This window comes from Bradyrhizobium sp. USDA 4451, from assembly GCF_054822585.1.
In genome coordinates, this window is record NZ_JBTRCH010000001.1 from 489,529 (window position 1) to 515,619 (window position 26,091).

A 26,091-nucleotide genomic window follows, 5' to 3' on the forward strand; every position below is an offset into this window, starting at 1 on the left:
GATCCATGGCCCTTTGCCCGATGCTGGCCGTTGTTATCTGAGTTGTCATGGGGATACCGATTGTAGTGTGCTGATGGACGCCGCGGCGACCGGTGGAATGTAAGGCAGATGCTCCGCTTCCTCGCCGAGATGCGGGACGCGCGACGGCACCTCGCGAACTTCGATGTCGATCTTCATCGGCGGCGGAATCAGCGTCACCGAGGCTTTCGGCCACGGCGCCGGATTCGGCGTGACGGCGGTGAAGCGATAGGCGGCGGCGATCTCGAGCGCGAGCAATTGCAGCTCGAGCATCGCAACTCCCATGCCGGCACAGGCGCGCGGGCCGGCGCCGAACGGGATGAAGGCGTCGGTGTTGTAGCGCCGCGTCATCAGGAAGCGGTCCGGCTCCTCGAAATGCCTGCCGTCGCGCTGCAATTGCCAGGGGCAGATCAACAGCGAGGTGCCGACCTTGAGGTCGCGTCCGCCGATCGTCACCGGCTGCATCACCTCACGCGAGAACCACCAGGCGCTGGGATAGAGCCGGCAGACCTCCTTGACCAGCGTGGCGCTCAGATTGGCGTGTTTCACCGCGTCGAGCCGCAGCTCGCCGTCATCGCCAAGGCACTCCGCCGCCTCGTCGGCGATCTCGTCCATCAGGGCCGGGTTGGCGGCCATCTGGTAGAACATCCACGCCGCCGTCGAGCCCGTGGTGTGATGGCCGGCCAGCAGCAGGGTCAGGATCTCGTCCTCGAGATCGCGATCGGTCAGGCCGAGCGCCTCGAGATCGCGCAGCGCGCTGCTCGAGCCCGCCTTGCGGCGCAGGCGCTGCACTACGGCCGACATCGCGAGCTTGGCGCAGACCCGGTTCTGGCGACGCCGGTACCAGGCCAGCGGACCGAACGGCAGGGCGCGGAACATCTCCTCGGCCAGATCGTCCTCGATGGTGCCGACCGCCTGGACCAGGGCTTCCTCGTCGCCCGACGACATCACCTGGGAGCCGAAGATCGCGACGCAGATCGTGCGCAGCGCCAGCATCGCGGTGACGTGGTGCGGATCGAACGAGCCGAGCCGCGCCAGGCTGGCGCCGACCGCGCGGATCTCGGCGCACATATGCGGCAGGAATTTCTCGACGCTGCCCTTGGCCATGTGCTTCTGCAGCACGGCCCGCCGCCGCTTGTGCTCCTCGCCGCTCAGCATCAGCGAGCTGCGGCCGAGCACCGGGGTCAGCTTCTTGATCAGCTTGCCCTTGCCGATATCGGTCTCCGGCGCCTTGAGGATCGGGCGCAGCAGGCCGGGATCGTTCACCAGCAACACCGGTGCCGGACCGAGCCGCAACGGCACGAGCCCGAGCTCGGCCTCGTTGCCGCGCGTCAGCAACAGGCGCAGCGGATCACGCTGGAATGCTCGAACGTCCGAGAACATGTGTGGCATCGTGGATCTCCAATTGCCGTCCAAGGTCGAGGAATTTGGTCAGGCCGGGATTGTCGGCGAGACCGAGCGGGATTTCTCCGGCGAGCGCCGTCAGCGGGCGGCCCGTGCGATCGTTGCCGATCACCTGCGGCGGGCCGTAGCGGCGGGTGCGGATGTCCATGCGGGTGAGAAAGCGCTCATAGGAAAGGTCGGCCAGCGCCACCAGCGCCTTCGCGCCGCGCAGCTCGGCGAAGCGGAACATCAGCGCATAGTTGACGCGTGCCGCCTGCGGCCGCGCGACGTTCGACAGCACGCCGAAACGGCTGATCTCCCACACCTCGCGGCTGCTCGGAAAGCGCAGCACCGCAAGCTGCGGGAACACCGACTTGGTGAGATAGGGATGATCGGTGCGGATCGCCCGGAAGCCGCCGACGAGCTCGACCCCGGAGAACAACAGGCAGTGCTCGGTATACCAGCAGTCGAACTGATCGCGTTCGACATCCCCGGTCGTGGTCAGAAGCCAGCCGCAATGGTCGACGAACAGCCGCTTGCGCAGCCGCATCATCGCCTCGACATGGGCCGGATCAAGTTCTTCCCTGGTAATGAGCGCGTGAAAGCCGTTCAATGAATAAAGCATTTGTCCCTTCCTCCAAATGCGGGAACATCTGGGACAAAAGGGGTCAACTGTGATACCCCCGGAAACCGGGGGTTTTAGGCAATGGGCCTGGTAGACGCGATTTCGACCATCGAGGCGTCAGATACCATCGACGAGCTGAGCTCGTCCCTGCACCGTATTGTCCAGGACTACGGCTTCTCCGGCTTCGCCTTTGTCGATGCCGGCCGGCCCGATCTCGATCTGCCCTACCACGTCGGCACATTTCCCGACGCCTGGAAGCGGGCGTATGTGCAAAACGAGTTCGTCCACGCCGATCCGGCGCTGGCGCGGTCGCGACGCACCAACACGCCGTTCAGCTGGAGCAGCCTGAAGCTGCCGGAGCGAAGCGGGCACAAGCGCGCGCCGGAGGCCAAGACGATGGATGCCGCCCGCGAATTCGGATTCAGGGACGGTTTCGTGGTGCCGTTCCACTATCGCGACCGGCTCGGCGCCGTGCATTCGAGCTCGACGGTGTTCTTCTGGGAAGACGAGCAGCGCGAGTTCGACAAGCTGTTCATCTGCCATCGTCACGAACTGCATCTGTTGATGATCTACTGGGTGCAGCGGGCGATGGACATCGTCAACCGCGACCAGCGCAACGCACCGACCATCCTGAAACCTGCCGACGCCGCCGAGACCATCAAGCTCACGGGCCGCGAAAAGGAAGTGATCGCCTGGGCCGCGCGCGGCAAGACCGTGGCCGACACCGCGCAGATCCTCGGCATCTCGCCGGAGACGGTGGAAGGCTTCATCAAGCAGGCGCTGCGCAAGCTCGAGGCCTCCAACAAGACGCACGGGGTGGCCAAGAGCATCGCGCTCGGGATCATCGACCTGTGAGCGACGCCGCGACATATGATGAGGTCACACATCAGGATTGGGCTCTTTTCAACCATCCCTCCAAGGTTGCATTCGGGCGCGCTCTTGGTAATAAGGTCAGGCCGATAAGGCGAAAGCCGGATGACGCGAAAGCGCGCATCTCAGACCATGGGCGCGGACAATACCGCCCGCCCTCCACGACGGCCCGGCCGTCGTGGAGGCGCGGATCGACCTGTACGCCGCCGGTTGCGGCACGACCAGTCGTCGATCCCGATGATCCGTAGAAGTCCCGTCACGACGAACCGCAGTTCCATTTGCTACCAATCCATCTCGGGGAATTGCTGCCCACGGACGTAGCTGGAGATCGCCTGAGCGCACCATGAGCACATCGCAGGACGACCAGATCGATCAACTGGTGCAGGCGCGTTGGCGCGCGATCGGGCTGTCGCAGGCAGATCTCGCCGCGATCCTGTGCGCGGGCGCCTCGCTGCAAAAGAACGGCGTGGACGGCACGGTGAAAGTCGATACCGGCCGCCTGGCGACCGTAGCCGAGATGCTCGGGATCGCCGCCGACATGCTCAATCGCCGGCCCGCCGCGACAGCGCAGACCCACGGCGGCCAGGCCGCGGAATCGCTGCAATCCCTGCTCGAACTGCGCATGCTGCGGGTGTTCCGCGAGGTGCAGGACCCCGACACCAAGCGGATCCTGATCGAGCTCGCCGAGCAGATCGTCAAGCGCCAGACCGCGCCGCGGTAGGGGCGGGCAAAACGCCGCCGGGCTCCGCGTAAGGGGCCTTCGCGCATGGTCGCGATGCGTCCATCCCCATTGATGGAATGGCGGAATCCGTGTCTGTGACAGGAGCCGGGGAAATCGATACCGGCCCGGCGCCATCAGCCGGGCGGGCCGCGGCGTCGTGAACCCGGGCCTCATCGAATGTCTGCCTCCGATTCCACCGCAACGCCTGCCTCCGGCTCCTGGATCGCCAACCAGCCGTATCTGCTGCTCAGCATCACCGCGCTGTGCTGGGCCGGCAATGCGATCGTCGGGCGGCTCGCCGCCGGCCATATCCCGCCGGTGACGCTGTCGTTCCTGCGCTGGTCGGCGGCGTTCCTGATCATCCTGCCGTTTGCCTGGAAGCACCTGGTCCGCGACTGGCCCGCGATCCGCAGCAATCTCGGCATCATGATGCTGCTGTCGATCACCGGCATCAGCGCCTTCAACACGCTGCAATACTGGGCGCTCGAGCACACCCAGGCGCTGAACACGCTGCTCCTGCAATCGGCGGCGCCGCTGGTGGTGGCCGTATGGTCGCTGATCCTGCTCGGCAGCCGGCTGACGCTGGCGCAGCTCTGCGGCGTGTTGCTGTCCCTGTGCGGCGTGCTCGTCATCCTGCTGCACGGCGATCTCACCACGCTGTCGAAGATCGACTTCAACAAGGGCGATCTGATCTTCACCGTCGCGCTGGTGATCTTCGCGCTGTATTCGGTGCTGACCTTGAAGCGGCCCAAGATCCACGGCCTGTCGGTCGCCGCCTTCACCTTCGGCTGCGGCGCGCTGGTCCTGATCCCGTTCTTCGTCTGGGAACTCGGCGCGCGGCCGGTGATGCAGCTCACGACCAACAACCTGCTGTCGCTGTTCTATGTCGCGGTGTTCCCCTCGACCCTGGCCTATCTGTGCTTCAACCGCGGGGTGCAGCTGATCGGCGCCAATCGCGCCGCGCCGTTCTTCCACATGGTTCCGGTGTTCGGCACCATCATGTCGATCGTGTTCATCGGCGAGCATCCGCAGGCCTTTCATTTCATCGGCTTCGCGCTGGTGCTGGCCGGCGTGTTCGCGGCATCGCGGCAGCAGTCGGCCTGATCCTTCGGGTGCATCTTTTCCCTCGCCCGTTCTTACGGGGGAGGGTCAGGGTGAGGGGCTCGCTCCGCAGAGTCGGCAAGAGATGAATGCGCGGAGACTCCCCCTCACCCGGAACGCATTCCGCTGCGCTGCATGCGTTCCGGCCTCTCCCCGCACGCGGGGAGAGGCAAGCACGGGCGCGATGACTATCGGCGGCAAATCCGCTATGTCTTGAGGCCTTCTGCTTCGCGGACAGGTTTCACGCATGGCGCGCGCCAGCAATCTCATGATCGGCACCCTGACGCTGGCCCTCGTCGCCGGCTCGCTCGGCGGCTGGCTGGGCTATCAGCGCTATGCCGGCATCAAGCGGATGGTGCCGTTCCGCGTCGTGTTCGAGGGCTCGGCGTCGGGCCTGCGCCGCGGCGCCAGCGTCAACTTCGCCGGCGTGCGGATCGGCGAGGTGGTCTCGATCCGGCTCGACCGTCACCGCGTGGTGGCGATGACGCGGATCGAGGGCAACGCCCCGATCAAGAAGGACACCCAGGCCGGCCTCGAATTCCAGGGCCTCACCGGGATCGCCTCGATCTCCTTCACCGGCGGCACCGACGAGGCGCCGCCGCCGGCCGTCGGCGCCGACGGCATTCCGGAGCTGACCGCCGACGCCGAAGGCACCATGGGGATCCAGGAGAAGCTGCGGGTCGCGCTGCGCAATGTCGACCGCGTCATCACCGAGAACGAGGCCGACATCAAGGACTCGCTGCTCGGACTCGAGAACTTCACCAACTCGCTGTCAGGCAATGGCGAACTGATCGCCGGCTTCATCGACGCCGCCGACGACGGCATCAGCGCAGTCGACGCCAAGATGACCTCGGCCGACAAATTCCTGAAGAGCTTCGGCAGCGACAAATATGGCGGCGAGCTGCTGCCGACCGTGATTTCGCTGCGCGAGCTGATCCAGAGTTTCGACAAGAAATCCGGCGCCATGATCGCCGAGACGCGCAAGACGCTCAGCGACGTCAGCCAGTCCGTCAACGCGTTCAACGCGAAAATTGCCGGGCCCGCCGCCAGGCGCTAAGGCACGTCAGCGCGCTTCAGCCCTGTGTTGAACCATGATCTCCGCGCAACGCGTTCCGCGTTTGCCGCGAAGCAAAACCGCTTCGCACTTGTCCGGTTCGTGCTCTAGACTGCCGTGTCAAGAACCAAGAACAACGGAAACATCAGACGTGCACGACCGGACCGCAGCCCTTTCCCCGCCTCCCGCCACCGTCAACCGCGCAGCGCCCGCCGTGCCCCGGCATCTGCGGCGCTATCTCACGCTCGACGATTTCGAGCCGCAGGCGCGGCGGCTGCTGCCGAAATTCCTCTACGGCTACATCTGCGGCGGCGCCGAGACCGACACCGCGCGGTCAGACAATCGCAGGGCGTTCGACGAATACGGCTTCGTGCCGCGGGTCTTGAACGACGTCTCCGGCCGCGACCAGACCACGACGCTGTTCGGCAGGAGCTACGCCTCGCCGTTCGGGATTCCGCCGATGGGCTCCTCAGCGCTGTGCGCCTATCGCGGCGACATCGTGCTGGCGCGCGCCGCGGCAGCCGCCAATGTCCCGATGATCCTCTCGGCCTCCTCGCTGATCCGGCTTGAGGACGTCCGCGCCGCCAATCAGCAGGCCTGGTACCAGGCCTATCTCGCCGGCCTCCCCGAGCGGATCGAGCCGCTGGTCGATCGGGTCGCGGCGGCCGGCTACGACACCTTCGTCGTCACCGCCGACGTGCCGGTGCCGCCCAACCGCGAGAACAACATCCGCAACGGCTTCCAGGTGCCGCTCGAGATCACCCCGCGAGTGTTCTGGGACACCATCACCCATCCGGACTGGCTGCTCAACACCTGGGCCCGCACCGTGTTCAACCACGGCATGCCGCATTTCGAGAACATGGACGCCAAGCAGGGCCCGCCGGTGCTGTCGAAGAACCTGATGCGCAACATCGGCAGCCGCGACCAGCTCGCCTGGAAGCATGTCGAGCTGATCCGCAAGCGCTGGCCCGGCAAGCTCGTGGTCAAGGGACTGATCTCGCCGGAAGACGCGCGGCTGGCGCGCGAGCATGGCTGCGACGGCGTGATGGTCTCCAACCATGGCGGCCGCCAGCTCGACTACACCGTCTCCGCGCTGCGCACGCTGCCGGAGATCGCGGCGCAGAAGGGCGACATGACCGTGATGGTCGACGGCGGCATCCGCCGCGGCACCGACGTGATCAAGGCGCTGGCGCTCGGTGCGGATTTCGTCTGGGTCGGCCGTCCGTTCCTCTATGCCGCCGTGGTCGCCGGCGAGGCCGGCGTGGCGCGCGCGATCTCGCTCTTGCATGCCGAGATCGACCGCGATCTGGCGCTGCTCGGGATCCGCAGCCTGAAAGAGATCACCCCGGACCTGGTGCGGAAGTTCTAGGCATAGCGCGCCGCGCCCATGCAGAGCGCGGTGATAGCGAGCAGGCCGGCTGCGATGCGCTGCGCGACAGCGAGCCGCGAACGGGCGGCTGAAACATCACCCGCTTCGCTGCGCAACTGCCTGATTGCGCCACCACCGACGATGATCTGCACGGCAATCGCAGCCAGAGCTGCGGTCGCGCCGCCGGCCAAAATCTGCTCCGACAACGCGAACGTACCTTCATGAACCAGGTGCCACAGCGTGGCGCCGGTCACGATCGCAACGGTCGCGGCACCGATCTGCGGAATCAGCAGCTTTTCGCCGCCGAGGCCGCCGGTGCGCGCCAACGTGAAGCTGGAGCCGGCCCAAAACACCGATGACAGGACGTGAAGGGACAGCGCTATGATGAGGACGGTCTGCATGATCTCGCTCCAAACGGCATTGGAATTAGATATACATAATGTATAGTCAATATGACGAAAGCAAGGCCTGCCGATGCCGCCGCGCAGCTATGTGAGCCCGGCGCGCAGCGCCGCCGCGGCCGAGACGCGCGAGCGCGTGATCGAGGCCGCCTCGCGCACGCTGCGCGAAGGCGAGAGCATCGCTCGCTTCTCGCTGGATACGGTGGCGAAGGCCGCCGGCGTGACCCGGCTGACCGTCTACAACCAGTTCGGCTCGCGGCGCGGGCTGCTGGAAGCGGTGTTCGACGAGATCGCGCGTCATGGCGGGCTGCATCAATTGGCCGACGCCATGGCGATGGCCGATCCGCGCGCCGCGCTCGACCGCATGGTCGAAATCTTCTGCGGCTTCTGGAGCCGGGATTCCGCGGTCGGACGCCTGCACGACGCGATGGCGACCGATCCCGAATTCGCCGAGGCGATCCGCGAGCGCAACGAGCGCCGCCGCCGCGGCGTCAGCGCGCTGATCGAGCGCATCGCCGACAAAAGCGCCTCACCGCAGGCCCGCCGGGACGCCGTCGACCTGATCTTCGCGCTGACGAGCTACCCGACCTTCGCCTCGCTCAGCGCCGGGCGGTCGAAGGATGAAGTCTGCCGGGTGGTGCAATCGGCCTGCCGCGCGGCGCTGGCGCAGCTCAGGCTCTCAAACCCGTCATCCTGAGAGGATGTGAAGCTTTCGCCGCCGTCATTGCGAGGAGCGGTAGCGACGAGGCAATCCATGCTTCCGCGTGTGCCGTGCGATAGGTTGCTTCGCGGAGCCTGTCATCCGGCGGCGCTTCGCGCCGACCGGGTGGCTCGCAGTGACGAAGATAGACCCGTCATCCTGAGGAGCCGCGAAGCGGCGTCTCGAAGGATGAATCGGCCACAGTGGGGCCGTCGACCCTTCGAGACGGCCGCGTTGCGGCCTCCTCAGGATGACGGAGATGGGTTTGCAGACGCGGGGGCAGTCAAGAGGAGGCGCGTCTCTACGCGCCCACCTTGAACTTGCTGTAGGCCTCGCGGGTCGCGATGATGACGTGCTCCTCGCAGCCATTGCGGCGATGCGGGTCGCACAGCGTCTCGTAGTCGGCCGAGGTCATCATGTCGATGAAGGCGGCGACGCTCGGGTAGTAGACCAGCGCGAGATAGTCCCAGCGCTGGCCGGTCGGCTCGCCGAGCGCGACCGTCTCGGCATTGCCGGTCCAGAGCAACGTGCCGCCGCGCGCCTTGATCATGGGCACGGTGAGCGCGCTGTAGCGCAGATAGGCGTCCCAGCCCGAACCGTCGCCGTCGAGCGACCGCGCACGAAATCGCATCAGGTTGACCATCACGACCGGCGCCTGGCGATCCAGTTCGCTCAGGCCTTTGACGTTCAAGAGATCGACGCCCATCACCTGCTCCCGGGCCGGAACGGCCCGGCCGCAACGATTATGTCACATCGCGGGACTACCCTGAAATGCCGGCAGGCCGTAAGCTCACCCCCCGATCTCGGAGGTCAATGCCGTGATGACCCTTCCCGAACTTGCGGCCGACGCGCTCGGCAAATTCCTCGGCGAATACATGCAGCGCCGGTTCGGCTCGTCGCAAACCGAGCTGGTCGAGATGGTGCCCTCGATCGCGCGGATCGCGCTCGAATGCATCGGCAACAGCGATGCGCTCTATCACAATGTCGAGCATACCATGCTGGTGACGCTGGCCGGCCACGACATCCTGCGCGGCCGCGCGCTGCATTCGCACATGAGCGCCGAGGATTACGCGCATGTCATCATCGCCTGCCTCACCCATGACATCGGCTATGTGCGCGGACTGTTCGACGCCGACGACCAGACCGGCTATCTGGTCGATGCCGACGGCCGCAAGGTGATCCTGCCGCGCGGCTCGTCGGATGCGGCGCTGATGTCCTGTCACGTCAACCGCTCCAAGATCTTCGTAATGGAGCGGCTCAAGGGCGTCCCCCAGCTCGACAAGGAGCGCATCGCGCGCGCCATCGAGGGCACCCGTTTTCCGCTCACCGCTCCCGATGACGATGAGGATTTCGGCGAAGAGGCGACGCTGCTGCGGGCTGCCGATCTGATCGGCCAGCTCGGCGATCCCCATTACATCCGCAAGGCCAACGCGCTGTACCTCGAATTCGAGGAGGCCGGACTGAACCGCCAGCTCGGCTACGATTCGCCGGCCGATCTCGTCGATCTCTATCCGCGCTTCTACTGGGACAGCGTCGCGCCGCATGTGCAAAAGGCGATCCGCCACCTCAACATCACCTCCAGCGGCCGGCAATGGATCGCCAATCTCTACAGCAACGTGTTTCGCGCCGAGCGCGACATCTCGCTGTCGGGACCGCAGAAATAGGCGGGGTTTTCGAGACACGTGCACGAGCTAGTCCCGTCACCCTGAGGAGGCCGCACCGCGGCCGTCTCGAAGGGTCGATGGCCACCGGCCGGGCCGTGCATCCTTCGAGACGCGCTACGCGCTCCTCAGGATGACGGAATCCAGTTCTCGTGCTGCCGCGAGTGCTGTCGAGTTCGGCCACGCATGGCTCCAATCCGCACTCTCATCTTGTCGCAGCAGCGGATTCGGGCACAACATCCGCCGAACAATGACCGCCTTGCCCGCACCTTCCACCACCCCGCGCCGCTCCCCGCTGCACTGGCTCAACAACCAGCCCTATCTGCTGCTCAGCCTGACGTCGCTGTTCTGGGCCGCCAACATCGTGCTGGCGCGGCATGTCGGCAGCCATGTGCCGCCGGTCACGCTGACCACGATCCGCTGGTTCGGCGTGTTCCTGATCCTGTTGCCGTTCGCCTGGCCGCATTTGAAAGCGGACTGGCCGAAGCTGCGCGGGGCGCTGCCGCTGATGCTGCTGTTGTCGGCGGTCGGGTTCGCGTTCAACAACGCGATCTCCTACTGGGCGATGCAGTACACCGAGGCGCTGAACGCGCTGTTGATCCAGTCGGCGGGCCCGCTGTTCGTGGCGCTCTGGTCGCTGATCCTGTTCGGCGTGCGGCTGACGCCGGCGCAGCTGGCCGGCATCGCGATCTCGCTGGCCGGCGTGCTGACCATCATCCTGCGCGGCGACTTCTCGGCGCTCGCCAGCATCTCTTTCAACCGCGGCGACATCATGTTCGGCGCCTCGCTGGTGTCGTTCGGGCTCTATTCGGCGCTGATCCCGCGCCGCCCGAAGATCCATCAGCTCTCGCTGATCTCGTTCACCACCTGCTGCGGCGCGCTGATGCTGCTGCCGGTGGCAATCTGGGAATTCCTGAACGGCGTGACGCTGAAGCTCGACATCCTGACCTTTGCGACGCTGGGCTACGTGCTGATCTTCCCGTCGACGCTGGCCTATCTGTTCTTCAACCGCGGCGTCGCGCTGATCGGGCCGAACCGCGCCGCGCCGTTCTTCCATCTGGTGCCGGTGTTCGGCTCGGCGATGGCGATCCTGCTGCTCGGCGAGACGCTGGCGCCGTTCCACCTGATCGGCTACGCGCTGGTGCTCGCCGGCGTCATCATCGCTTCGCGGCAAGGATCGGCAAAGGGCTAGCCGACCTTGCGCAGGCCGGCGGATTTGCGTGGCGATTGCGGCCTTGCCGCCAGCGTTTCCGTGATGAAGTCGATAAACCGCCGCACCTTGGCCGGCACGTGGCTGCGCGAGGCGTAATAGACGTAGAGCGGAAAGCGCTCGTCGGGCCAGTCCGGAAACAGATCGATCAGCGCGCCGCTCTTCAGATGATCGTCGAGCCCGATATCGATCACCTGCGCGATGCCGAAGCCGGCGAGGCAAGCGCCGAGCTTGGTGCCTGAATCGGTCACGGTGAGCCGGCCGTTGACCGCGACCGGCACCACCTCGCCGCCGCGCCGGAACTCCCAATCGAACGGGCGACCGGTCGCCGCATCGATGGCCAGGATGCACTGATGGTCGCGGCTCGCCAGCTCCCGCGGATCGCGCGGCCGGCCGTGTCGCTCGAGATAGACTGGCGAGGCCACGGTGAGCACGCGCGCATCGAGCACGCGGCGCGCAATCAGCGCGGACGGCGCCGGCTCGCCGAAACGCACCGCCAGATCGAACCCGTCGCTGACCAGGTCCGCGATCCGGTCGCGGGTCTCGATCCGCAGCTCCATGCCGGGATTGTGCAGCAGGAATTCGCTCAGCTTCGGCGACAGCACCATGCGGGAGAACAGCGGGTCGACATTGACCCGCAGCCTGCCGCGTACCGCATCGCGCGATTTCGAGGTCTCCGCCGCCGCCTCGCCGATCCCGGCGAGATGCGCGGCGACCCGCTCGACCAGCGCGCGTCCGTCCTCGGTGAGCTCGACGGCGCGGCTGGTGCGGTGAACCAGCCTGGCATCGAGGCGCGCCTCGAGCTTGGCGATCGCCTTGCTGACCCCGGATTGCGTCATGCCGAGCCGTTCGGCGGCGCGGCCGAAACTGCGCGCATCCGCCAGCGCCGCAAGCACCACCAGGCCGCCGACCAGCCGACCGTCAACTTCGTCCATGCCGATGTCTCTCGGTCATCCAAGAGATGACCGCCCAGTCGTAGCACTCCGCCACCAGATCGGCCACTGTCGGCGCAGATGAGGCCCCCGCCACATCATCGCCTGAGGAGATTTTGCAATGAGCGACATCCAGGCCATCGCAGCCGCGATCGATGGATATTTCGACCTGATGTATGAAGTCGACGACAGCCGGTTCCGCGATGTGTTCGCCGATGCCGCCATCGTGCACGGCATCCGGGACGGCAAGCACACCGTGCGCTCGGCCGCGGAATTCCGCGACTTCATCCAGAGCCGTCCCTCGCCGGCGTCGATGAAATCGCCGCGCGAGGAGGCGATCATCAGCGTCGACCAGACCGCGCCCGATCTGGCCATCGCCAAGGTGCGCGTCAGGGCCGGCCAGACCGGCTTGATCGACCATCTGGTGTTTCACCGGATCGATGGCCGGTGGCTCATCACCACCAAGGCGTTTCACGTCGCGCAGGTGTTTCCGGAGGGATCGTAACGCCCGACATTTTTCGGAATATTAGAAATACGACACTGATTTGCCGACGTGTCAAGTCGGCCGGTGGTGAGCCGGCCAGTCGCAGGCCGGCCGGCTCCGGTTCCTTTGCATGGGGTTGTTTTTCGATATTTGGCAGCGCGCCCCTGCGACGGCGCGGGAGTGGCAGTAAGCGCCGCCCTTCTGCGAGTAGCGAAACGACAAATCTCCCAACTCCGTCATCCTGAGGAGCGCGCCGTTGCGCGCGTCTCGAAGGATCGACGGCCACCGGCCGGGCCGTACATCCTTCGAGGCTCGCTCCGCTCGCACTCAGGATGACGGATGCGAGAAGCGCAGGGTGGGTTACGCCTTTGGCTAACTCACCCTGCGCAATCCGTTACGCCGCGCGCACCTTCTCCAGGAACTCGTCGACCGCGTTGCGCAGCATGCCGGACTGGGTGTCGAGCTCGCGCGCGTTCGACAGCACGTCGCCGGCCGCGGTGCCGGTGGCGGCGGCCGCTGACGTGACGCCGCCGATATGGGCGGAAATCTCGCTGGAGCCGGCCGCGACCTGCTGGATGTTGCGTGCGATCTCGCGCGTCGCATCGCCCTGCTGGTCGATCGCGGTCGAGATCGAGGCCGTGATCTCGCTCATCTGCGCGATGGTCGCGGTGATGCCGCCGATCGAGGTCACCGCCTCGCCGGTGGAGGCCTGCATCGCCGCGACCTGCGCCGAGATCTCCTCGGTCGCCTTGGCGGTCTGGTTGGCCAGGGCCTTCACCTCGGAAGCCACCACGGCGAAACCGCGGCCGGATTCGCCGGCGCGCGCCGCCTCGATGGTGGCGTTGAGCGCGAGCAAATTGGTCTGCGCCGCGATCGAGTGGATCAGCTTGACCACTTCGCCGATCTTCTCGGCGCCGGTGGAGAGCGCCTGCACCGTCGCGTTGGTGCGCTCGGCGTCGGCCACCGCCCGGCTCGCGACCTCGCTGGAGCGCGCCACCTGGCGGGAGATCTCCGCAACCGAGCTGGAGAGTTCCTCGGCCGCGGCGGCAACGGTGCCGACATTGTTGGAGGCCGAGTCGGAGGCGGCGCCCACCGTCGCGGCCCGCGCGCTGGCGTCGCTGGCGGTCGCGGTCATCGACTGTGCCGTGGTCTGCATGCCGGCGGCGGCGGAGGCCACCGTGCGGACGATGCCGTTCACGCTGCGCTCGAAATCGCTCGCAAGGTTCTGCATCGCGTTGCGGCGCTCGGATGCGGCGCGCGCCTGGGTCTCGGCCTCGGCCTGCTCGAGCCCGCGGATACGGATCGCATTGTCCTTGAAGACCTGGACGGTTGCCGCCATCCCGCCGACCTCGTCGCCACGGCCGACGCCGGGAATGTCGCCATCAAGCTTGCCGTCCGCGATGTCGCGCATGCGGGCACCGAGCAGGTTCAGCGGCCGGGAAATGCTGCGCCCGATCAGCCAGGCCACCGAACTCGAGATGACGCCGATGCCGATGATCGCAAGGCCGAGCAGCCAGGCAATGGGGCGCATCTTGGCGTCGATATCGTCGAGATAGGCGCCGGTGCCGAGATACATGTCGAAGCCGGGGACCGCGACGGCGTAGCCGAGCTTGCGGATCGGCGTCTCCTGGCCGGGCTTCACATATTCATAGAACAAGAGGATGTCGCCCTTGGCCTTCACGCCGTCCATCAGCTCCTGCGACAGCTTGCGGCCGTTGGTCACGACGTCCATGCGGTTGGTTCCGACCTGTTTCGGATCGGGCGCCAGCACCGTGATGCCGTTGTAGTCGGTGCCGAACAGATAGCCCGAGCCATTGTCGTAGGTCATCGCGTTGCCGCGCTTGCTCAACTCGGCGAGTGCCGCCTCCTTGGTCATCTTTCCGGCGTCGACATCCTTCTTGAGGCTCGCCGCCATGTTCTTGGCCATCTCGACCATGGCCTTGGCCTGGTCGATGCGCGCATTCGTCATCTCACGCTGCATCAGATTGATTGCCAGGATGCCGGCCGTGCAGAGGCCAAGGAGCGCCACCCCCACCAGAATGCCGAGCTTGGGGGTGATCTTCAGATTTGACAGCTTCACGGGGATCTCCAGAAGAGGCGGGGAACGCGACGCGATTGGTGGATTGATTCCATTCACCGTAATGTGAGACCCTTTACCCGATGGTTACGCAGGTTCCCCGTAGAAGCCCGGAGAATCCGCCCGCGGACCAACCGGCAATTGTGGAGAGAACAGCAGAGCTCGCGTAGAAGTATGGCAAGGCGGCGCGACAAGCCGCGCTCCAAGAATCTAGAAGACAAGAATCAAGAAGACCAAGCACCAAGACCAAGAAACAAACCAGCAAGAAGCAAGAACAGAAGACCTCACATCGGGAGCAGACAATGTCGAAATTCAGGGTGGTGACGCCGAAGGGCGCGAGCTTCACGGTCGCCGGCGGCGGCTATGATTACGAGCGCGAGGCGCTCGATCCGATCGGCGCCGAGATCATCGAGGCGCCGGCCAACGAGGCCGAATTCATCGCCGCCGCCCGCACCGCGGACGCGATCTACGCCAAGGGCATGCCGATCACCAAGGCTGTGATCGACGCGCTGGAGAACTGCAAGGTGATCACGCTCGGCAGCGTCGGCGTCGACTCGGTCGACGTCAAGGCCGCGACCGCCCGCGGCATCCCCGTCACCAACATCCCAGACACCTTCATCGAGGAAGTGGCCGACCACGCCATGATGCTGCTGCTGTCAGCCTTCCGCCGCCTGATCGAGCAGGACAAGATGGTGCGCAGCGGCCGCTGGTCCGAGGGCCGCTCGGCGCTGTTGAAGATTCCGCGGCTGATGGGCCAGACGCTCGGCTTCATCTCGTTCGGCCGGGTCGCCCGCGCGGTCGCGAAGCGCGCCGCGCCGTTCGGGCTCCGGATGATGGCCTACGACCCCTTCATCCAGGAAACGCTGATGTACGACCACGGCGTGATCCCCTCGACCTTGTCGGAGGTGCTGTCGCAGTCGGATTTCGTCTCGATGCACGCCCCGGCGCGGCCCGAAGTGCATCACATGCTGACCGAGAAGCATTTTCGCCAGATGAAAAAGTCGGCTGTCTTCATCAACACCGGGCGCGGCGCCACCGTCGATGAGGAATCGCTGATCAAGGCGCTCCAGGAAGGCTGGATCGCCCATGCCGCGCTCGACGTGCTGGAAAAGGAGCCGCCGTCGCACAACAATCCGATGCTCGGGATGGATAATGTTACCTTGACCGCCCATGTTGCCTCGGCCTCGGCACGTTTTGACGAGGCACGCAAGCGCCGGGTGGGCTACGAATTGTCACTAGTGCTGCAAGGCATGTGGCCGGTAAGCTGCGTGAACCCGTCGGTGCTGCAAGACACCGCGCTGCGCCGCTGGCAACCGGTCAGCATGGATCGCGGTCCGAACAGCTAGGCGGAACGCCGCTCTTCGCGCGAGGGCCCGTCTGATGCGGGCCCTTCGCGCGGCGGGCGCACCGAGACCACAAGACCCTTCACCGGCGGCCAAACGCCGGGAAGGAACAAGAAAAAAGGGAGTGCGAACGACATGAAGTACGAGATCACGCGTCGCGACGCGCTGGCGCTGGGGGCATCCGCGGCGGCACTGGCCGTCACCGGCGCCGCGGCGCAGGAGGCGTCGAAGGTCAAGGCTGCCGACGTGGCGGCGCCGTCGCTGCCGATTGAAAAGGGCGCGACCCTGCGCATGCTGCGGCCGGTGCGCTTCGTCCAGGCCGACGAAGACGTGTTCCGCGCCAATGCCAAGCGCTTCACCGACAAGACCGGCGTCGAGGTCAAGGTCGACTTCGTCGGCTGGGAGGACATCAATCAGCAGACCGCAGTGACCTCGAACTCCGGCGCCGGCCCCGACATCATCATCGGCTTCGGCGACGCGCCGCACATCTATATCGACAAGCTGATCGAGCTGACGGACGTCGCCGATTATCTCGACAAGCGCTACGGCGGCTGGCTCACGCTGGCAAAACGCTACGGCATGCGCTCGAAGTCGAAGAGCTGGGTCGGCCTGCCGTTCGGCGCCTCCGGCGGCCCGCTGGTCTACCGCAAGTCGCTGGTCAACGCGGCCGGCTTCGACAAGGTGCCGGAGGACCACGCCGGCTTCCTCGAGCTCTGCAAGAAGCTGAAGGCGGCCGGCAAGCCGGCGGGATTCGCGCTCGGCAACGCCGTCGGCGACGGCAACGGCTTCGCCAACTGGCTGTTGTGGTCGCACAACGCCGCGCTGCTCGATGAGGAAGGCAACATCATCATCAACAGCAAGGAGACGATCGCCGCGCTGAAATACCTGAAGGAGCTGTATCCGACCTTCATCGCCGGCACGCCGTCCTGGAACGACGTCTCCAACAACCGCGCCTACTCGTCGCAGGAAATCGGCCTGACCGCCAACGGCGTCTCGCTGTACTTCTCGCTGAAGAACGATCCCGCCACCAAGGCGATCGCCGACGACACCGAGCATCAGTTCCTGATCAAGGGGCTGGCGCCGGTCTCGCCGATGTCCGGCCTGACGCTGAATGCGATGGCGTTCAAGCACAGCCCGTATCCCAATGCGGCGAAGGCGTTCCTGCAGTTCATGCTGGAGCACGAGCAGTACGAGCCGTGGCTCAACGCCAACTCCGGCTACTGGTCGCAGCCGCTCGCGGCCTATGCCGATGCCGCAGTGTGGTCGGGCGATCCCAAGGTCGCGATCTTCAAGGACACCATGAAGAGCCCCTACTACAACGGCTACAAGGGGCCGATCTCGACCGCGACCGGCGCCGTCAACGCCGACTACGTGCTGGTGCAGATGTGCGCCTCGGTCGCGACCGATGCGGCAACGCCGGAGGCCGCCGCAGCGGAAGCCGAGCAGCGCGCCAAGCGGTACTTCCGGCGGCAGGGCCGGTAACGGCGGGCGTTGAACTGCGAAACTTAATCCACCGTCATTGCGAGCGAAGCGAAGCAATCCATAACGCCACCAGGAGAAATGGATTGCTTCGTCGCTTCGCTCCTCGCAATGACGACAAGACGAGCATTCAATGTCCGTAACCACCTTCCCCTCGCGCGGCGCGGCCCTGCACCAGCCGGGCTGGCTCGCGCGCCTGTTCGACTACAAGCCGTTCCTGATCGTGATGTGCCTGGCGCCCGCGGTCGGCCTGCTCTTGGTGTTCCTCACCTATCCGCTCGGCCTCGGCATCTGGCTCGCTTTCACCGACACCACGATCGGCCAGCGCGGCATCTATATCGGGCTGGAGAACTTCCAGTACCTGCTCAAGGATCCCCTGTGGTGGAACGCGGTGTTCTACTCGATCTTCTATACCGCGGTCGCGACCTTCGGGAAGTTCGCGCTCGGCTTCTGGCTGGCGCTGCTGCTCAACAACCATTTCCCGTTCAAGAGCCTGATCCGGGCGATCGTGCTGCTGCCGTGGATCGTGCCGACGGTGCTGTCGGCGCTGGCGTTCTGGTGGATCTACGATCCGCAGTTCTCGATCATCTCCTATCTCTTGGTCGACGTGCTGCATTGGCGCGACAGCAATGTCGACTTCCTCGGCTCGCCCTGGCCGGCGCGGTTCTCGCTGATCGCGGCCAACATCTGGCGCGGCATCCCGTTCGTCGCGATCTCGCTGCTGGCCGGTCTGCAAACCATTTCGCCCTCGCTCTACGAGGCGGCGATGCTCGACGGCGCCACCTCATGGCAGCGCTTCCGCTACATCACCTTCCCGATGATGATGCCGATCCTCGCGATCGTGATGACGTTCTCGATCATCTTCACCTTCACCGACTTCCAGCTGGTCTATGCCATCACCCGCGGCGGCCCGGTCAACTCGACCCATCTGCTCGCGACCTTGGCGTTCCAGCGCGGCATCGCCGGCGGCGAGCTCGGCGAGGGCGCTGCGATCGCGGTCTCGATGATCCCGTTCCTGGTGTTCGCGACATTGTTCAGCTACTTCGGCCTCGCCCGCCGCAAATGGCAGCAGGGAGAAGCCAATGACTGACATTGCAGCCCAATCCTCCAACGTCGCCAGCGCCACGCCGGACACGATGGCGTGGGACTCCCGCGCCCGGCGCGTGGTGATGATCTATCTGCCGCTCGCCTGCTTCATCCTGATCCTGCTGTTCCCGTTCTACTGGATGGCGATCACCTCGTTCAAACCGAACGCCGAGCTCCTGAACTACAAGGAGCACAACCCGTTCTGGATCACCTCGCCGACGCTCGCGCATGTCAAGCATCTGTTATTCGACACCTCGTATCCGCGCTGGCTGAAGACCACCATGCTGGTCGCGATCGGCTCGACCTTCCTGTCGCTGTTCGCTTCCACGCTCGCCGCCTACGCGATCGAGCGGCTGCGCTTCCGCGGCAGCCCCTATGTCGGGCTCGGCATCTACCTTGCCTATCTGGTGCCGCCGTCGATCCTGTTCATTCCGCTCGCCACCGTGATCGTGCAGTTCCGGCCTGTTCGATTCGCCGCTCGCGCTGATCCTGGTCTACCCGACCTTCCTGGTGCCGTTCTGTACCTGGCTCCTGATCGGCTATTTCAAGTCGATCCCCTACGAACTCGAGGAATGCGCGCTGGTCGACGGCGCGACACGGCTGCAGATCCTGTGGCGGATCACGCTGCCGCTCGCGGTGCCCGGCCTGATCTCGGCCGGCATCTTCTCCTTCACGCTGTCCTGGAACGAGTTCATCTACGCGCTCGCCTTCATCCAGAGCGGCGCCAACAAGACCGTGCCGGTCGCGATCCTGACCGAGCTCGTCACCGGCGACGTCTACCAATGGGGCGCGCTGATGGCCGGCTCCCTGCTCGGCTCGCTGCCGGTCGCGCTGTTCTACTCGCTGTTCGTCGACTACTACGTGTCGTCGCTGACGGGGGCGGTGAAGGAGTAGCAGGGAATTTGAGCAATTGGGTCACGCCGTGACGCCCTTGGAGCGCTCGGTCATCAGCACCTCGAAGCCTTCGAACCTGGGATGGCCGAGATAGAGGCTGCCGCCGGTCTCGTTGCCGGCGCGGGAATGGGCACGGCGGAACGCTTCCGATTTGGTCCAGTCCTCGAACGTCGTCCTGCTGGACCACACGGTGTGAGTGGCATACAGCGTGTGGTCCTCAGCCGCCGGCCCCTTGACCAAGTGAAATTCGATGAAGCCCGGAACATCGCCAAGATAGGAATCCCGCGTGCTCCAGACCGTCTCGAACGCCTCCTCCCTGCCCCTGATCACTTGAAACCGGTTCATTGCGATGAACATGAATGGGTTCTCCTGTTAAGCGGCGGACATCCACGAGTGATCCGCCGGTTGATCCCGTTGATATCATGGATGGCTCAAGGCCGCGCTGGGAAACCAGCCTCACGGAGACCGGCACAAGGTCGGGCATGACGGAGGAAGGCGACGTAACGCCGCAAGCCTCATCCCGCCGCAACACGCGTCATTCACAAAACTGTCAGCCGGTTGTAACAGGCGGCTCGGAGAACACCGCATCGTTTATCCTTTGGGAGATCAACCATGCGCTTGTCCCTGCTCTGCTCCGTCGCCTCGCTCCTGCTCGCCACCTCGGCGTTGGCGCAGAGCGAGGGTGAATTCCCGGCAACGCTGGCGGGACATGTGGTGATGCCGGCGGAGAGCTTCATCGACGCGCCGGCCGACGCCCCGAACGATTTGAAGACCTCGGGCAAGTACACCACCGGCAAGCGCGTCGACGACATCGGCACCGTGATGGGCAAGTCCTACGAGCGGCCGACCGGCGTGTCGCTGCCGTTCAAGGGCCAGCCGCTGCAGGGCCACTCCGGCATCAAGGCGATGCCCGACGGCTCGTTCTGGGTGATCACCGACAACGGCATGGGCTCGCGCTACAACTCGGCGGACTCGATGCTGTATCTGAACCGCTACAAGATGGATTGGGCCGGCGGCAAGATCGAGCGCCAGGAGACCGTATTCCTGCACGATCCCGACAAGAAGGTGCCGTTCCGCATCGTGCATGAGGACACCGCCAAGCGTTATCTGACCGGCGCTGACTTCGACACCGAGGGTTTCCAGATCATCAACGACACGTTCTGGATCGGCGACGAGTTCGGGCCCTATATCCTGAAGGCCGACAAGACCGGCAGGATCCTCGCGGTGTTCGAAACGGTCGCCGACGGCAAGCCGGTGCGCTCGCCGGATCACTGGGCGGTGCAGTCGCCCGGCGCGCCCGGCGCCACCTACAGCAACGTCAATCTGCGCCGCTCCAAGGGCTATGAAGGCTTCGCGTCCTCCAAGGACGGCAAGTTCCTCTATGGGCTGCTTGAGGGACCGCTGTGGGACGCCGACAAGAAGGACTGGGAGAAGGTCGATGGCAAGGAAGCCTCGCGCATCCTCGAATTCGACGTCGCGGCGGAGAAGTTCACCGGCCGCTATTGGCAGTATGTGTTCGAGCAGAACGGCAACGCGATCGGCGACTTCAACATGATCGACCCGACGCAGGGCCTGGTGATCGAGCGCGACAATGGCGAAGGCACCGCCGACAAGGCCTGCCCGCAAGGCCAGCGCGGCGAGACCTGCTTCCCCGACCTCGCCAAGTTCAAGCGCGTCTACAAGATCGAGCTGTCCGACGCCAATGTCGGCAAGCCGGTGCGCAAGATCGCCTATGTCGACCTCTTGAAGATCCGCGATCCGAACAGGAAGGCGCGCAAGCCGTTGAATGACGGCGTCTACACCTTCCCGTTCTTCACCATCGAGAACGTCGACCGCGTCGACGACACCCACATCATCGTCGGCAACGACAACAACCTGCCGTTCTCCTCGAGCCGCGATCCGAACAAGGCCGATGACGACGAGTTCGTGCTGCTGGAGGTCGGCGACTTCCTGAAGGCGAAGTAATGCACTTCTCGCCACAAATAATAGTGTCGTCGCCCGGTTCAACCGGGCGACCCGGTATTCCAGAGGCGTTCGAGTTCAACAGATAAGCCGCGGCGTACTGGATGCCCCGCTCAAGGCGGGGCATGACAGCGAATTTGTGGAAGCCGGGTCCGATCCAGCTTGCATTGGCTAACGCATGGCTTCTGGCCTCGCCCATTCCCAACGGTTGTCCTACAATTGCGCTTCTATCAAAACGCTAGATGATGATAGCCTCGACCGATACTTGAATCGCTTCGGGGCAAATCATGAATGAGAAATCCGCTTTAACCTATATTGAGGCGCTGATCGCCGCGGGCTTCATTGCGTGCGTGGCCTGGGACCAGAGCTGGGGTCTGCCGCCGCCGTGCATCGCCTTGATGCTCGCCGTGATCGTCTACTTTGCCTATCTGTGCCTGATGCGCTGGCTGGTGCGGCTTCATCAGAGCACCTATCAGGTCGTGGCAACCATCCTGGCTCTTGCTTGGGCCGTACTGGCCTATTGCGCAACCGCCGCGCTGCAGGCGGGATTCGCCAACCAGATTCCCGGTACGCTGCTGATGCATCTATGGCCCTGGATTGCGGCGATCGCCGCGTTCCTGGGAGCGCTCGCCAGCAAGGTGCGCTTCATGGACGATGCCCGCGACTATGTCCTCGGCCGCCGCGCGCATTGGGACAACCAGCAATGCCTGGAGGAGAACGCCGGCTTCTAGCCGGCGTCGGCCGCGTCATTCCGCCCGATAGTCCGATCTCAGGCTTTTGCTTTTGGCAAAGTGATGCCTGAGATCGGGAGTGATGTCATCGGCTGCCAGCGCGGCCTCAGCCCGCCGGCACCATCACGACGCCCTTGTCCTTGGGCCAGCGCATCCGCCAGGCGAAGTTGATATCACGGACCTCACCGGCCTTGGCCTCGAACGCCCATTCCAGCACGCCGCGCTTGTCGCGCAGATTGGTGGTCGTCGCAGCCGTCGACGACGGCAGCAGCTCGACCACGATATCGTCGTTCTCGCTGACCGGGAGCTGATCCTGGATCGCGACCTTGATCGGGAAGTCGTGGCCGTTGCGAACCGTGGTCTTGAACGCGCGCTCGTCGGTCTTCGATGTGGTGACGATCAGGCCGGCCGAGCCCTCGTTGCGTTTCACCACCGTGCGCTCGATCTTGACCTTGTCATCGGCGCCGAAGCCGAGCCGCACGGTCTCGTCCTTGGCGGCGCTCGCCATCCGGCTGCGGCCGACAAAGATGCCGTCGCGATAGATCGCGACCTGGCCCGGCAGCAGCGGCGCGTCGTCGGTCTGCACGAAGCTCGCCTCCAGGAACGCGGTCGGATCCAGCACAGGCACCGCACGCACCGCGAGATCGGGGGTGATGGTCGCGGTCGAGATGCGCAGGCTCTTTGCTCCCTCATTGGCGGCAACGCTGACGCGGCCGGGAATCCTGAAGCTGGCCTGGAAGGCGCTGGCTTGGGCAGCCGCTTCCTGCTCCTCGGCCTTCTTGAACAGATGCTGCTCCATCGAAGGCGCAGCCGGTGCGGGCATCAGTGCCGAGGGCTGTTGCACGCTGTCAAACGCTCGGCCAGCCGCCAGCGGTCGCGGCGGCTGCGGATACTGCACGATCAGCGAGCGGAGGTCGGGCGCATTGCCGCCGCGGGCGACGCGTACGGTGGAGACGTCGAGCGCGACATTCGACCAGTCCTCGCCGGTCGACTGGGTGATCTCGGCGCGGCGCACCAGTTCGATTGCGGGCTTGCGGTCCTTGGCGCCGGTGTCGAGCCGGGCGTCATAGATCGGCGTCCAGCGCGCGTTGGGAACCGCATAGGTGACCCGCAGCGTGGCCTTGGTCGCCGCCGCTGATGCCAGCTCGATCCGCACCTCGAGCTTGCTCGGCGGCTTGGCGGCGCGATCGGCCTCCAGGCGCGCGATCTCGCGATCGATGTCGCGCTGCTTGCGCGTGGCGTCGCGGATCGCGTTGTCGGCGGTTGCGACCTCGTCCCCGACCGCAGAGAACGCAGCACGCCATTCGCTCACCGGGCGCGCCTCGCCCTTCTCGCCGATGCCGACCGGCGCGGCCTCGGCGAAATGCTCGGCGAATTTGCGCCGCGCCTCGGCCGACGTGATCATCCCCTGCAAATCCTCGCGCTGGTCGCGCAGCGCCTCGATCCGCTTGTCGATCTCGGGCAGGTTCGCCGGCTCCGCCGGGCGTGGTGGCCGCGCGTCGATCGCCCCGATCGTGAGCTTCGTTCCACCCTCGCCCTCGACCCGCAGCGAGGACGGATCGAGCCCGAGCGGGAAATCCTTCGCGACCAGCGTGTTGTCGCCGGCGGGCAGATCCATCGTGATGACGCGGGTGACGCTCGCGCCGTCGGGATAGACGGTGACGGCATCGACCTGCGAAGCCGCGTCGAGATTGGCCGCATGCAGCGGCCCGGCAACCAGCGCTCCCGCCAGCACCAGGCTGGTGGTGACGAGATAATTCGCAATCCTTGACATGACATCCCTCCGGAAAAACGCACATCGCGCGCGATGAACGGCCGCCGAACTCATTGGCGCGCCGTTTCTCGTGGTGAGACGCAGCGAGGAAGGGACTGGTTCGATTGAGGTTTCGCTGCGGCGCGACGATGGCGCCGCCGCGGCTGCAGAATGGCGCGGCGATGTCTTTCGGGTGTTAGCGACCTGTCCGGCGCCGGATGAACAGAACATTCGGCACGAAACCGGCAAGCGTGATCGCGATCATGATCCACCAGCCGCGATGAAACGCCGCGATCCGCTCGGTCATCGTTGCGGGGCTAGCCAGGATCGCGACAAAGATCGCTACGCCGATCGCCAGCGCCGCCTGCCGGATCATGTTGATCACGCCGGAGCCGGTGGCGAACGACGACGGCGGCAGCGAACCGGCGCCGACGCCCATCAGGGTCGGAAACGTCAGCCCGACGCCGACACCGGTGAACATCATACCGACCACGAAGGCAGGCATGTTGGGCTGTGCACCGAGCAGCGTTGCCCAGATCATAAGACCGCCCGCGAACGACATGATGCCGGCGGACACGACGGCCGCCGCGCCAAATCGCGCGATCAGGCGACCGGCAAACAACAGCGAGGTGAACGGGACGAGCAACGGACCCGGCGCGATCGCAAGGCCGGTCTTCAGGGCCGACCACCCCCACACGGTTTGCTCCCACAGCGCCACCGACAGCAGCATCGCGCCGAAAGCCGCCGAGTAAGGCGCCATGACCAACGTCGCCCCGGTAAACGGCCTGACTGCGAACAGCGCCGGGTTGACGAAGGGGTTCTGCGATCGGAGGCAGTGCCATGCGAAGGCGGCGAGCGAGAGGCCTGCGACGGCAAAGCCGAGCACGACGCCGCGCGAGCCCCAGCCCCAGTCATTCGCCTTCACGATGGCGAATGTCAGCGCGCCGATGCCGGAGGTCACCAGCAGCGCCGCCCACCAGCTCGGCCGCGGCACGTCGTGGCCAGGCACCTCGGGCAGTTTGAGCCAGCCGACGATCAGCGCCACCACGCCGATGGGGACATTGACGATGAAGATCCAGCGCCAGTCGAAAGTGACCAGCACGCCGCCGGCCAGCGGCCCCAATGCTGCGGCAAGGCCGCCGATCGCGGTCCAGGTGCGCACCGCGCCGGCGCGCTGCTCGGGCGGAAACGAGGCCAGCAGCAGGCCGATCGAGGTCGGTGTCATCAATGCGGCGCCGGCGGCCTGCGCCACGCGGAACAGGACCAGGAGCTCGACGCTGGGTGCCAGCGCACACGCCGCCGAGGCGGCCGTGAACAGCGCAACACCGAGCAGGAAGCTTAGGTTGCGGCTGTGGCGCTCCGCCAGGCGGCCGAAAAACACCAGCAGCGCCGCATAGACGATCGCATAGGCATTCAGGATCCAGGACAAATCCTCCAGCGAGGCGCCGCGGAATTCCTGCGCGATGTTCGGCAGCCCGACATTGACGATGAACAGGTCGAGATTTGCCAGGCAGATCCCGACCGAGACGATTGCCAAAACCTGCCGCGGAGTTGCAGTCGCGGCGTGGGACCGCGGCCGTGCTTCGGGTCCGGCCGCCAGCCCGATGGTTTCCGCCTCGACCTCCGACATCACACATCTCCAGGTACGTGCATATGCATCTATTGCCATTAGGTGCATATGCATGTATCTGTCAAGTCCAGTTTGGAGGCAGCCAATGGCGAAGACGGAAGCCACAAGGTGCAATCTCACGGCGCTGCGCAAGGCGACACGGCGGGTGTCGCAGCTCTATGACCAGGTCCTCGCGACGTCGGGGCTGCGCGGCACGCAGCGCGCCATCCTGGTCCATGTCAGACGAACGGGCGCCCCGACGATGGGGGAGCTCGCCGCAGCTTTGGTGCTCGACCGCACGGCGCTCAATCACAACCTCAAGCCGCTGGAGCGCGACGGCCTGTTGACCATCACTGTTGACAAGAATGACCGCCGCAACCGGCTGGTGCGGCTGACCAAACGCGGCGAAGCCAGACTTGCGGAGTCGCAGGCCGCCTGGCTTGAGGCGCAGGACCGCTTCGAGACGGCGTTCGGCGCCAGGCAGGCCGCCGATCTCAGGCAGACGCTCGAACTGGTCGCCGCGCTCGAATTCGGCGAACCCGCCGCGGATGTGCCGGCATCATGACGGGCCTCAAATGAAAGCGGCCCGGCGATACCGCCGGGCCGCTCGTTCGCACGCGATCGTGTC

The 26,091-nt window shown here is 65.4% G+C and carries 24 protein-coding genes and 1 pseudogene; 16 read left to right on the forward strand and 9 right to left on the reverse strand.

Going from position 1 to position 26,091, the window contains the following annotated elements:
* Positions 1–45: 45 nt before the first annotated feature.
* Together ACVMB0_RS02105 and ACVMB0_RS02110 are read right to left on the reverse strand one after the other, a co-directional pair.
* The gene (locus tag ACVMB0_RS02105; RefSeq protein ID WP_456752440.1) at positions 46–1,410 is read right to left on the reverse strand and encodes a cytochrome P450; all 1,365 of its coding nucleotides are present in this window, start codon (positions 1,408–1,410) and stop codon (positions 46–48) included.
* Positions 1,370–2,026 (reverse strand): acyl-homoserine-lactone synthase, encoded by a 657-nt coding sequence (locus ACVMB0_RS02110; RefSeq protein ID WP_461345163.1) that lies wholly within the window; start codon positions 2,024–2,026, stop codon positions 1,370–1,372. Before ACVMB0_RS02110 ends, ACVMB0_RS02105 begins: the two co-directional genes overlap by 41 nt.
* Before the next feature lie 81 nt (positions 2,027–2,107).
* Between ACVMB0_RS02110 and ACVMB0_RS02115 the strand changes: the two genes are divergently transcribed.
* The 5 genes from ACVMB0_RS02115 (at position 2,108) to ACVMB0_RS02135 (ending at position 7,141) form a co-directional block, all read left to right on the forward strand.
* The gene (locus ACVMB0_RS02115) at positions 2,108–2,881 is read left to right on the forward strand and encodes a LuxR family transcriptional regulator (RefSeq protein ID WP_456752438.1); all 774 of its coding nucleotides are present in this window, start codon (positions 2,108–2,110) and stop codon (positions 2,879–2,881) included.
* A 358-nt stretch (positions 2,882–3,239) separates the two neighbouring features.
* Positions 3,240–3,617 (forward strand): hypothetical protein, encoded by a 378-nt coding sequence (locus ACVMB0_RS02120; protein WP_461345164.1) that lies wholly within the window; start codon positions 3,240–3,242, stop codon positions 3,615–3,617.
* 177 nt (positions 3,618–3,794) lie between these two features.
* Entirely contained in the window at positions 3,795–4,721 is a 927-nt protein-coding gene (locus ACVMB0_RS02125; RefSeq protein ID WP_461345165.1) for a DMT family transporter, read from the forward strand.
* A gap of 244 nt (positions 4,722–4,965) precedes the next feature.
* Positions 4,966–5,775: an MlaD family protein gene (locus tag ACVMB0_RS02130; RefSeq protein WP_461345166.1), complete on the forward strand. Its 810-nt coding sequence runs from the start codon at positions 4,966–4,968 to the stop codon at positions 5,773–5,775.
* Between the two features lie 211 nt (positions 5,776–5,986).
* Positions 5,987–7,141: an alpha-hydroxy acid oxidase gene (locus tag ACVMB0_RS02135; protein WP_461349579.1), complete on the forward strand. Its 1,155-nt coding sequence runs from the start codon at positions 5,987–5,989 to the stop codon at positions 7,139–7,141.
* On the opposite strand, the gene ACVMB0_RS02140 is transcribed toward ACVMB0_RS02135, so the two are convergent.
* Entirely contained in the window at positions 7,138–7,542 is a 405-nt protein-coding gene (locus ACVMB0_RS02140) for a hypothetical protein (RefSeq protein WP_461345167.1), read from the reverse strand. The two genes, ACVMB0_RS02135 and ACVMB0_RS02140, sit on opposite strands and share 4 nt — an antisense overlap.
* Positions 7,543–7,615: 73 nt before the next feature.
* Between ACVMB0_RS02140 and ACVMB0_RS02145 the strand changes: the two genes are divergently transcribed.
* Positions 7,616–8,239, forward strand: a complete 624-nt coding sequence (locus tag ACVMB0_RS02145; protein WP_461345168.1) for a TetR/AcrR family transcriptional regulator — start codon at positions 7,616–7,618, stop codon at positions 8,237–8,239.
* A gap of 304 nt (positions 8,240–8,543) precedes the next feature.
* Here ACVMB0_RS02145 and ACVMB0_RS02150 read toward each other — a convergent pair whose 3' ends face one another.
* Entirely contained in the window at positions 8,544–8,948 is a 405-nt protein-coding gene (locus ACVMB0_RS02150; protein ID WP_461345169.1) for a DUF1330 domain-containing protein, read from the reverse strand.
* Positions 8,949–9,060: 112 nt separating this feature from the next.
* Between ACVMB0_RS02150 and ACVMB0_RS02155 the strand changes: the two genes are divergently transcribed.
* Together ACVMB0_RS02155 and ACVMB0_RS02160 are read left to right on the forward strand one after the other, a co-directional pair.
* On the forward strand, positions 9,061–9,906 hold the full coding sequence (locus ACVMB0_RS02155; protein ID WP_461345170.1) for a metal-dependent phosphohydrolase: 846 nt from the start codon (positions 9,061–9,063) through the stop codon (positions 9,904–9,906).
* A 247-nt stretch (positions 9,907–10,153) separates the two neighbouring features.
* A complete protein-coding gene (locus ACVMB0_RS02160) occupies positions 10,154–11,095 on the forward strand; it encodes a DMT family transporter (protein ID WP_461345171.1) in 942 nt (313 codons plus the stop codon).
* On the opposite strand, the gene ACVMB0_RS02165 is transcribed toward ACVMB0_RS02160, so the two are convergent.
* A complete protein-coding gene (locus ACVMB0_RS02165) occupies positions 11,092–12,048 on the reverse strand; it encodes a LysR family transcriptional regulator (RefSeq protein WP_461345172.1) in 957 nt (318 codons plus the stop codon). The two genes, ACVMB0_RS02160 and ACVMB0_RS02165, sit on opposite strands and share 4 nt — an antisense overlap.
* A gap of 118 nt (positions 12,049–12,166) precedes the next feature.
* Between ACVMB0_RS02165 and ACVMB0_RS02170 the strand changes: the two genes are divergently transcribed.
* On the forward strand, positions 12,167–12,550 hold the full coding sequence (locus tag ACVMB0_RS02170; protein WP_461345173.1) for a nuclear transport factor 2 family protein: 384 nt from the start codon (positions 12,167–12,169) through the stop codon (positions 12,548–12,550).
* A gap of 373 nt (positions 12,551–12,923) precedes the next feature.
* Here ACVMB0_RS02170 and ACVMB0_RS02175 read toward each other — a convergent pair whose 3' ends face one another.
* Positions 12,924–14,609, reverse strand: coding sequence for a methyl-accepting chemotaxis protein (locus tag ACVMB0_RS02175; RefSeq protein ID WP_461345174.1), 1,686 nt, complete (start codon positions 14,607–14,609; stop codon positions 12,924–12,926).
* Positions 14,610–14,908: 299 nt separating this feature from the next.
* Here ACVMB0_RS02175 and ACVMB0_RS02180 point away from each other — a divergent pair, with 299 nt between their 5' ends.
* The 4 genes and pseudogenes from ACVMB0_RS02180 (at position 14,909) to ACVMB0_RS02195 (ending at position 19,408) form a co-directional block, all read left to right on the forward strand.
* Positions 14,909–15,952 (forward strand): C-terminal binding protein, encoded by a 1,044-nt coding sequence (locus tag ACVMB0_RS02180; RefSeq protein ID WP_461345175.1) that lies wholly within the window; start codon positions 14,909–14,911, stop codon positions 15,950–15,952.
* Positions 15,953–16,084: 132 nt separating this feature from the next.
* The gene (locus ACVMB0_RS02185; protein ID WP_456752425.1) at positions 16,085–17,431 is read left to right on the forward strand and encodes an ABC transporter substrate-binding protein; all 1,347 of its coding nucleotides are present in this window, start codon (positions 16,085–16,087) and stop codon (positions 17,429–17,431) included.
* Between the two features lie 130 nt (positions 17,432–17,561).
* A complete protein-coding gene (locus ACVMB0_RS02190; RefSeq protein ID WP_461345176.1) occupies positions 17,562–18,518 on the forward strand; it encodes a carbohydrate ABC transporter permease in 957 nt (318 codons plus the stop codon).
* A gap of 46 nt (positions 18,519–18,564) precedes the next feature.
* Positions 18,565–19,408: pseudogene (locus tag ACVMB0_RS02195) on the forward strand (carbohydrate ABC transporter permease).
* 21 nt (positions 19,409–19,429) lie between these two features.
* Here ACVMB0_RS02195 and ACVMB0_RS02200 read toward each other — a convergent pair.
* A complete protein-coding gene (locus ACVMB0_RS02200; protein WP_461345177.1) occupies positions 19,430–19,765 on the reverse strand; it encodes an antibiotic biosynthesis monooxygenase family protein in 336 nt (111 codons plus the stop codon).
* Positions 19,766–20,020: 255 nt separating this feature from the next.
* Here ACVMB0_RS02200 and ACVMB0_RS02205 point away from each other — a divergent pair, with 255 nt between their 5' ends.
* Positions 20,021–21,373 (forward strand): esterase-like activity of phytase family protein, encoded by a 1,353-nt coding sequence (locus ACVMB0_RS02205; protein ID WP_461345178.1) that lies wholly within the window; start codon positions 20,021–20,023, stop codon positions 21,371–21,373.
* Between the two features lie 284 nt (positions 21,374–21,657).
* Positions 21,658–22,101, forward strand: coding sequence for a hypothetical protein (locus tag ACVMB0_RS02210; RefSeq protein WP_461345179.1), 444 nt, complete (start codon positions 21,658–21,660; stop codon positions 22,099–22,101).
* 106 nt (positions 22,102–22,207) lie between these two features.
* On the opposite strand, the gene ACVMB0_RS02215 is transcribed toward ACVMB0_RS02210, so the two are convergent.
* Positions 22,208–23,875 (reverse strand): mucoidy inhibitor MuiA family protein, encoded by a 1,668-nt coding sequence (locus ACVMB0_RS02215; protein ID WP_461345180.1) that lies wholly within the window; start codon positions 23,873–23,875, stop codon positions 22,208–22,210.
* A gap of 175 nt (positions 23,876–24,050) precedes the next feature.
* The gene (locus ACVMB0_RS02220) at positions 24,051–25,484 is read right to left on the reverse strand and encodes an MFS transporter (RefSeq protein WP_461345181.1); all 1,434 of its coding nucleotides are present in this window, start codon (positions 25,482–25,484) and stop codon (positions 24,051–24,053) included.
* A gap of 85 nt (positions 25,485–25,569) precedes the next feature.
* Here ACVMB0_RS02220 and ACVMB0_RS02225 point away from each other — a divergent pair, with 85 nt between their 5' ends.
* On the forward strand, positions 25,570–26,028 hold the full coding sequence (locus ACVMB0_RS02225) for a MarR family winged helix-turn-helix transcriptional regulator (protein WP_461345182.1): 459 nt from the start codon (positions 25,570–25,572) through the stop codon (positions 26,026–26,028).
* Positions 26,029–26,091: the final 63 nt, after the last annotated feature.

What these genes read in the sequence shown, in the direction of transcription:
- ACVMB0_RS02105 (WP_456752440.1), bottom strand. Translation starts at nt 1,410, where the DNA reads ATGCCACACATGTTCTCGGACGTTCGAGCATTCCAGCGTGATCCGCTG.
- ACVMB0_RS02110 (WP_461345163.1), bottom strand. Translation starts at nt 2,026, where the DNA reads ATGCTTTATTCATTGAACGGCTTTCACGCGCTCATTACCAGGGAAGAA.
- ACVMB0_RS02115 (WP_456752438.1), top strand. Translation starts at nt 2,108, where the DNA reads ATGGGCCTGGTAGACGCGATTTCGACCATCGAGGCGTCAGATACCATC.
- ACVMB0_RS02120 (WP_461345164.1), top strand. Translation starts at nt 3,240, where the DNA reads ATGAGCACATCGCAGGACGACCAGATCGATCAACTGGTGCAGGCGCGT.
- ACVMB0_RS02125 (WP_461345165.1), top strand. Translation starts at nt 3,795, where the DNA reads ATGTCTGCCTCCGATTCCACCGCAACGCCTGCCTCCGGCTCCTGGATC.
- ACVMB0_RS02130 (WP_461345166.1), top strand. Translation starts at nt 4,966, where the DNA reads ATGGCGCGCGCCAGCAATCTCATGATCGGCACCCTGACGCTGGCCCTC.
- ACVMB0_RS02140 (WP_461345167.1), bottom strand. Translation starts at nt 7,542, where the DNA reads ATGCAGACCGTCCTCATCATAGCGCTGTCCCTTCACGTCCTGTCATCG.
- ACVMB0_RS02145 (WP_461345168.1), top strand. Translation starts at nt 7,616, where the DNA reads ATGCCGCCGCGCAGCTATGTGAGCCCGGCGCGCAGCGCCGCCGCGGCC.
- ACVMB0_RS02150 (WP_461345169.1), bottom strand. Translation starts at nt 8,948, where the DNA reads ATGGGCGTCGATCTCTTGAACGTCAAAGGCCTGAGCGAACTGGATCGC.
- ACVMB0_RS02160 (WP_461345171.1), top strand. Translation starts at nt 10,154, where the DNA reads ATGACCGCCTTGCCCGCACCTTCCACCACCCCGCGCCGCTCCCCGCTG.
- ACVMB0_RS02165 (WP_461345172.1), bottom strand. Translation starts at nt 12,048, where the DNA reads ATGGACGAAGTTGACGGTCGGCTGGTCGGCGGCCTGGTGGTGCTTGCG.
- ACVMB0_RS02170 (WP_461345173.1), top strand. Translation starts at nt 12,167, where the DNA reads ATGAGCGACATCCAGGCCATCGCAGCCGCGATCGATGGATATTTCGAC.
- ACVMB0_RS02180 (WP_461345175.1), top strand. Translation starts at nt 14,909, where the DNA reads ATGTCGAAATTCAGGGTGGTGACGCCGAAGGGCGCGAGCTTCACGGTC.
- ACVMB0_RS02185 (WP_456752425.1), top strand. Translation starts at nt 16,085, where the DNA reads ATGAAGTACGAGATCACGCGTCGCGACGCGCTGGCGCTGGGGGCATCC.
- ACVMB0_RS02190 (WP_461345176.1), top strand. Translation starts at nt 17,562, where the DNA reads ATGTCCGTAACCACCTTCCCCTCGCGCGGCGCGGCCCTGCACCAGCCG.
- ACVMB0_RS02200 (WP_461345177.1), bottom strand. Translation starts at nt 19,765, where the DNA reads ATGTTCATCGCAATGAACCGGTTTCAAGTGATCAGGGGCAGGGAGGAG.
- ACVMB0_RS02205 (WP_461345178.1), top strand. Translation starts at nt 20,021, where the DNA reads ATGCGCTTGTCCCTGCTCTGCTCCGTCGCCTCGCTCCTGCTCGCCACC.
- ACVMB0_RS02210 (WP_461345179.1), top strand. Translation starts at nt 21,658, where the DNA reads ATGAATGAGAAATCCGCTTTAACCTATATTGAGGCGCTGATCGCCGCG.
- ACVMB0_RS02215 (WP_461345180.1), bottom strand. Translation starts at nt 23,875, where the DNA reads ATGTCAAGGATTGCGAATTATCTCGTCACCACCAGCCTGGTGCTGGCG.
- ACVMB0_RS02220 (WP_461345181.1), bottom strand. Translation starts at nt 25,484, where the DNA reads ATGTCGGAGGTCGAGGCGGAAACCATCGGGCTGGCGGCCGGACCCGAA.
- ACVMB0_RS02225 (WP_461345182.1), top strand. Translation starts at nt 25,570, where the DNA reads ATGGCGAAGACGGAAGCCACAAGGTGCAATCTCACGGCGCTGCGCAAG.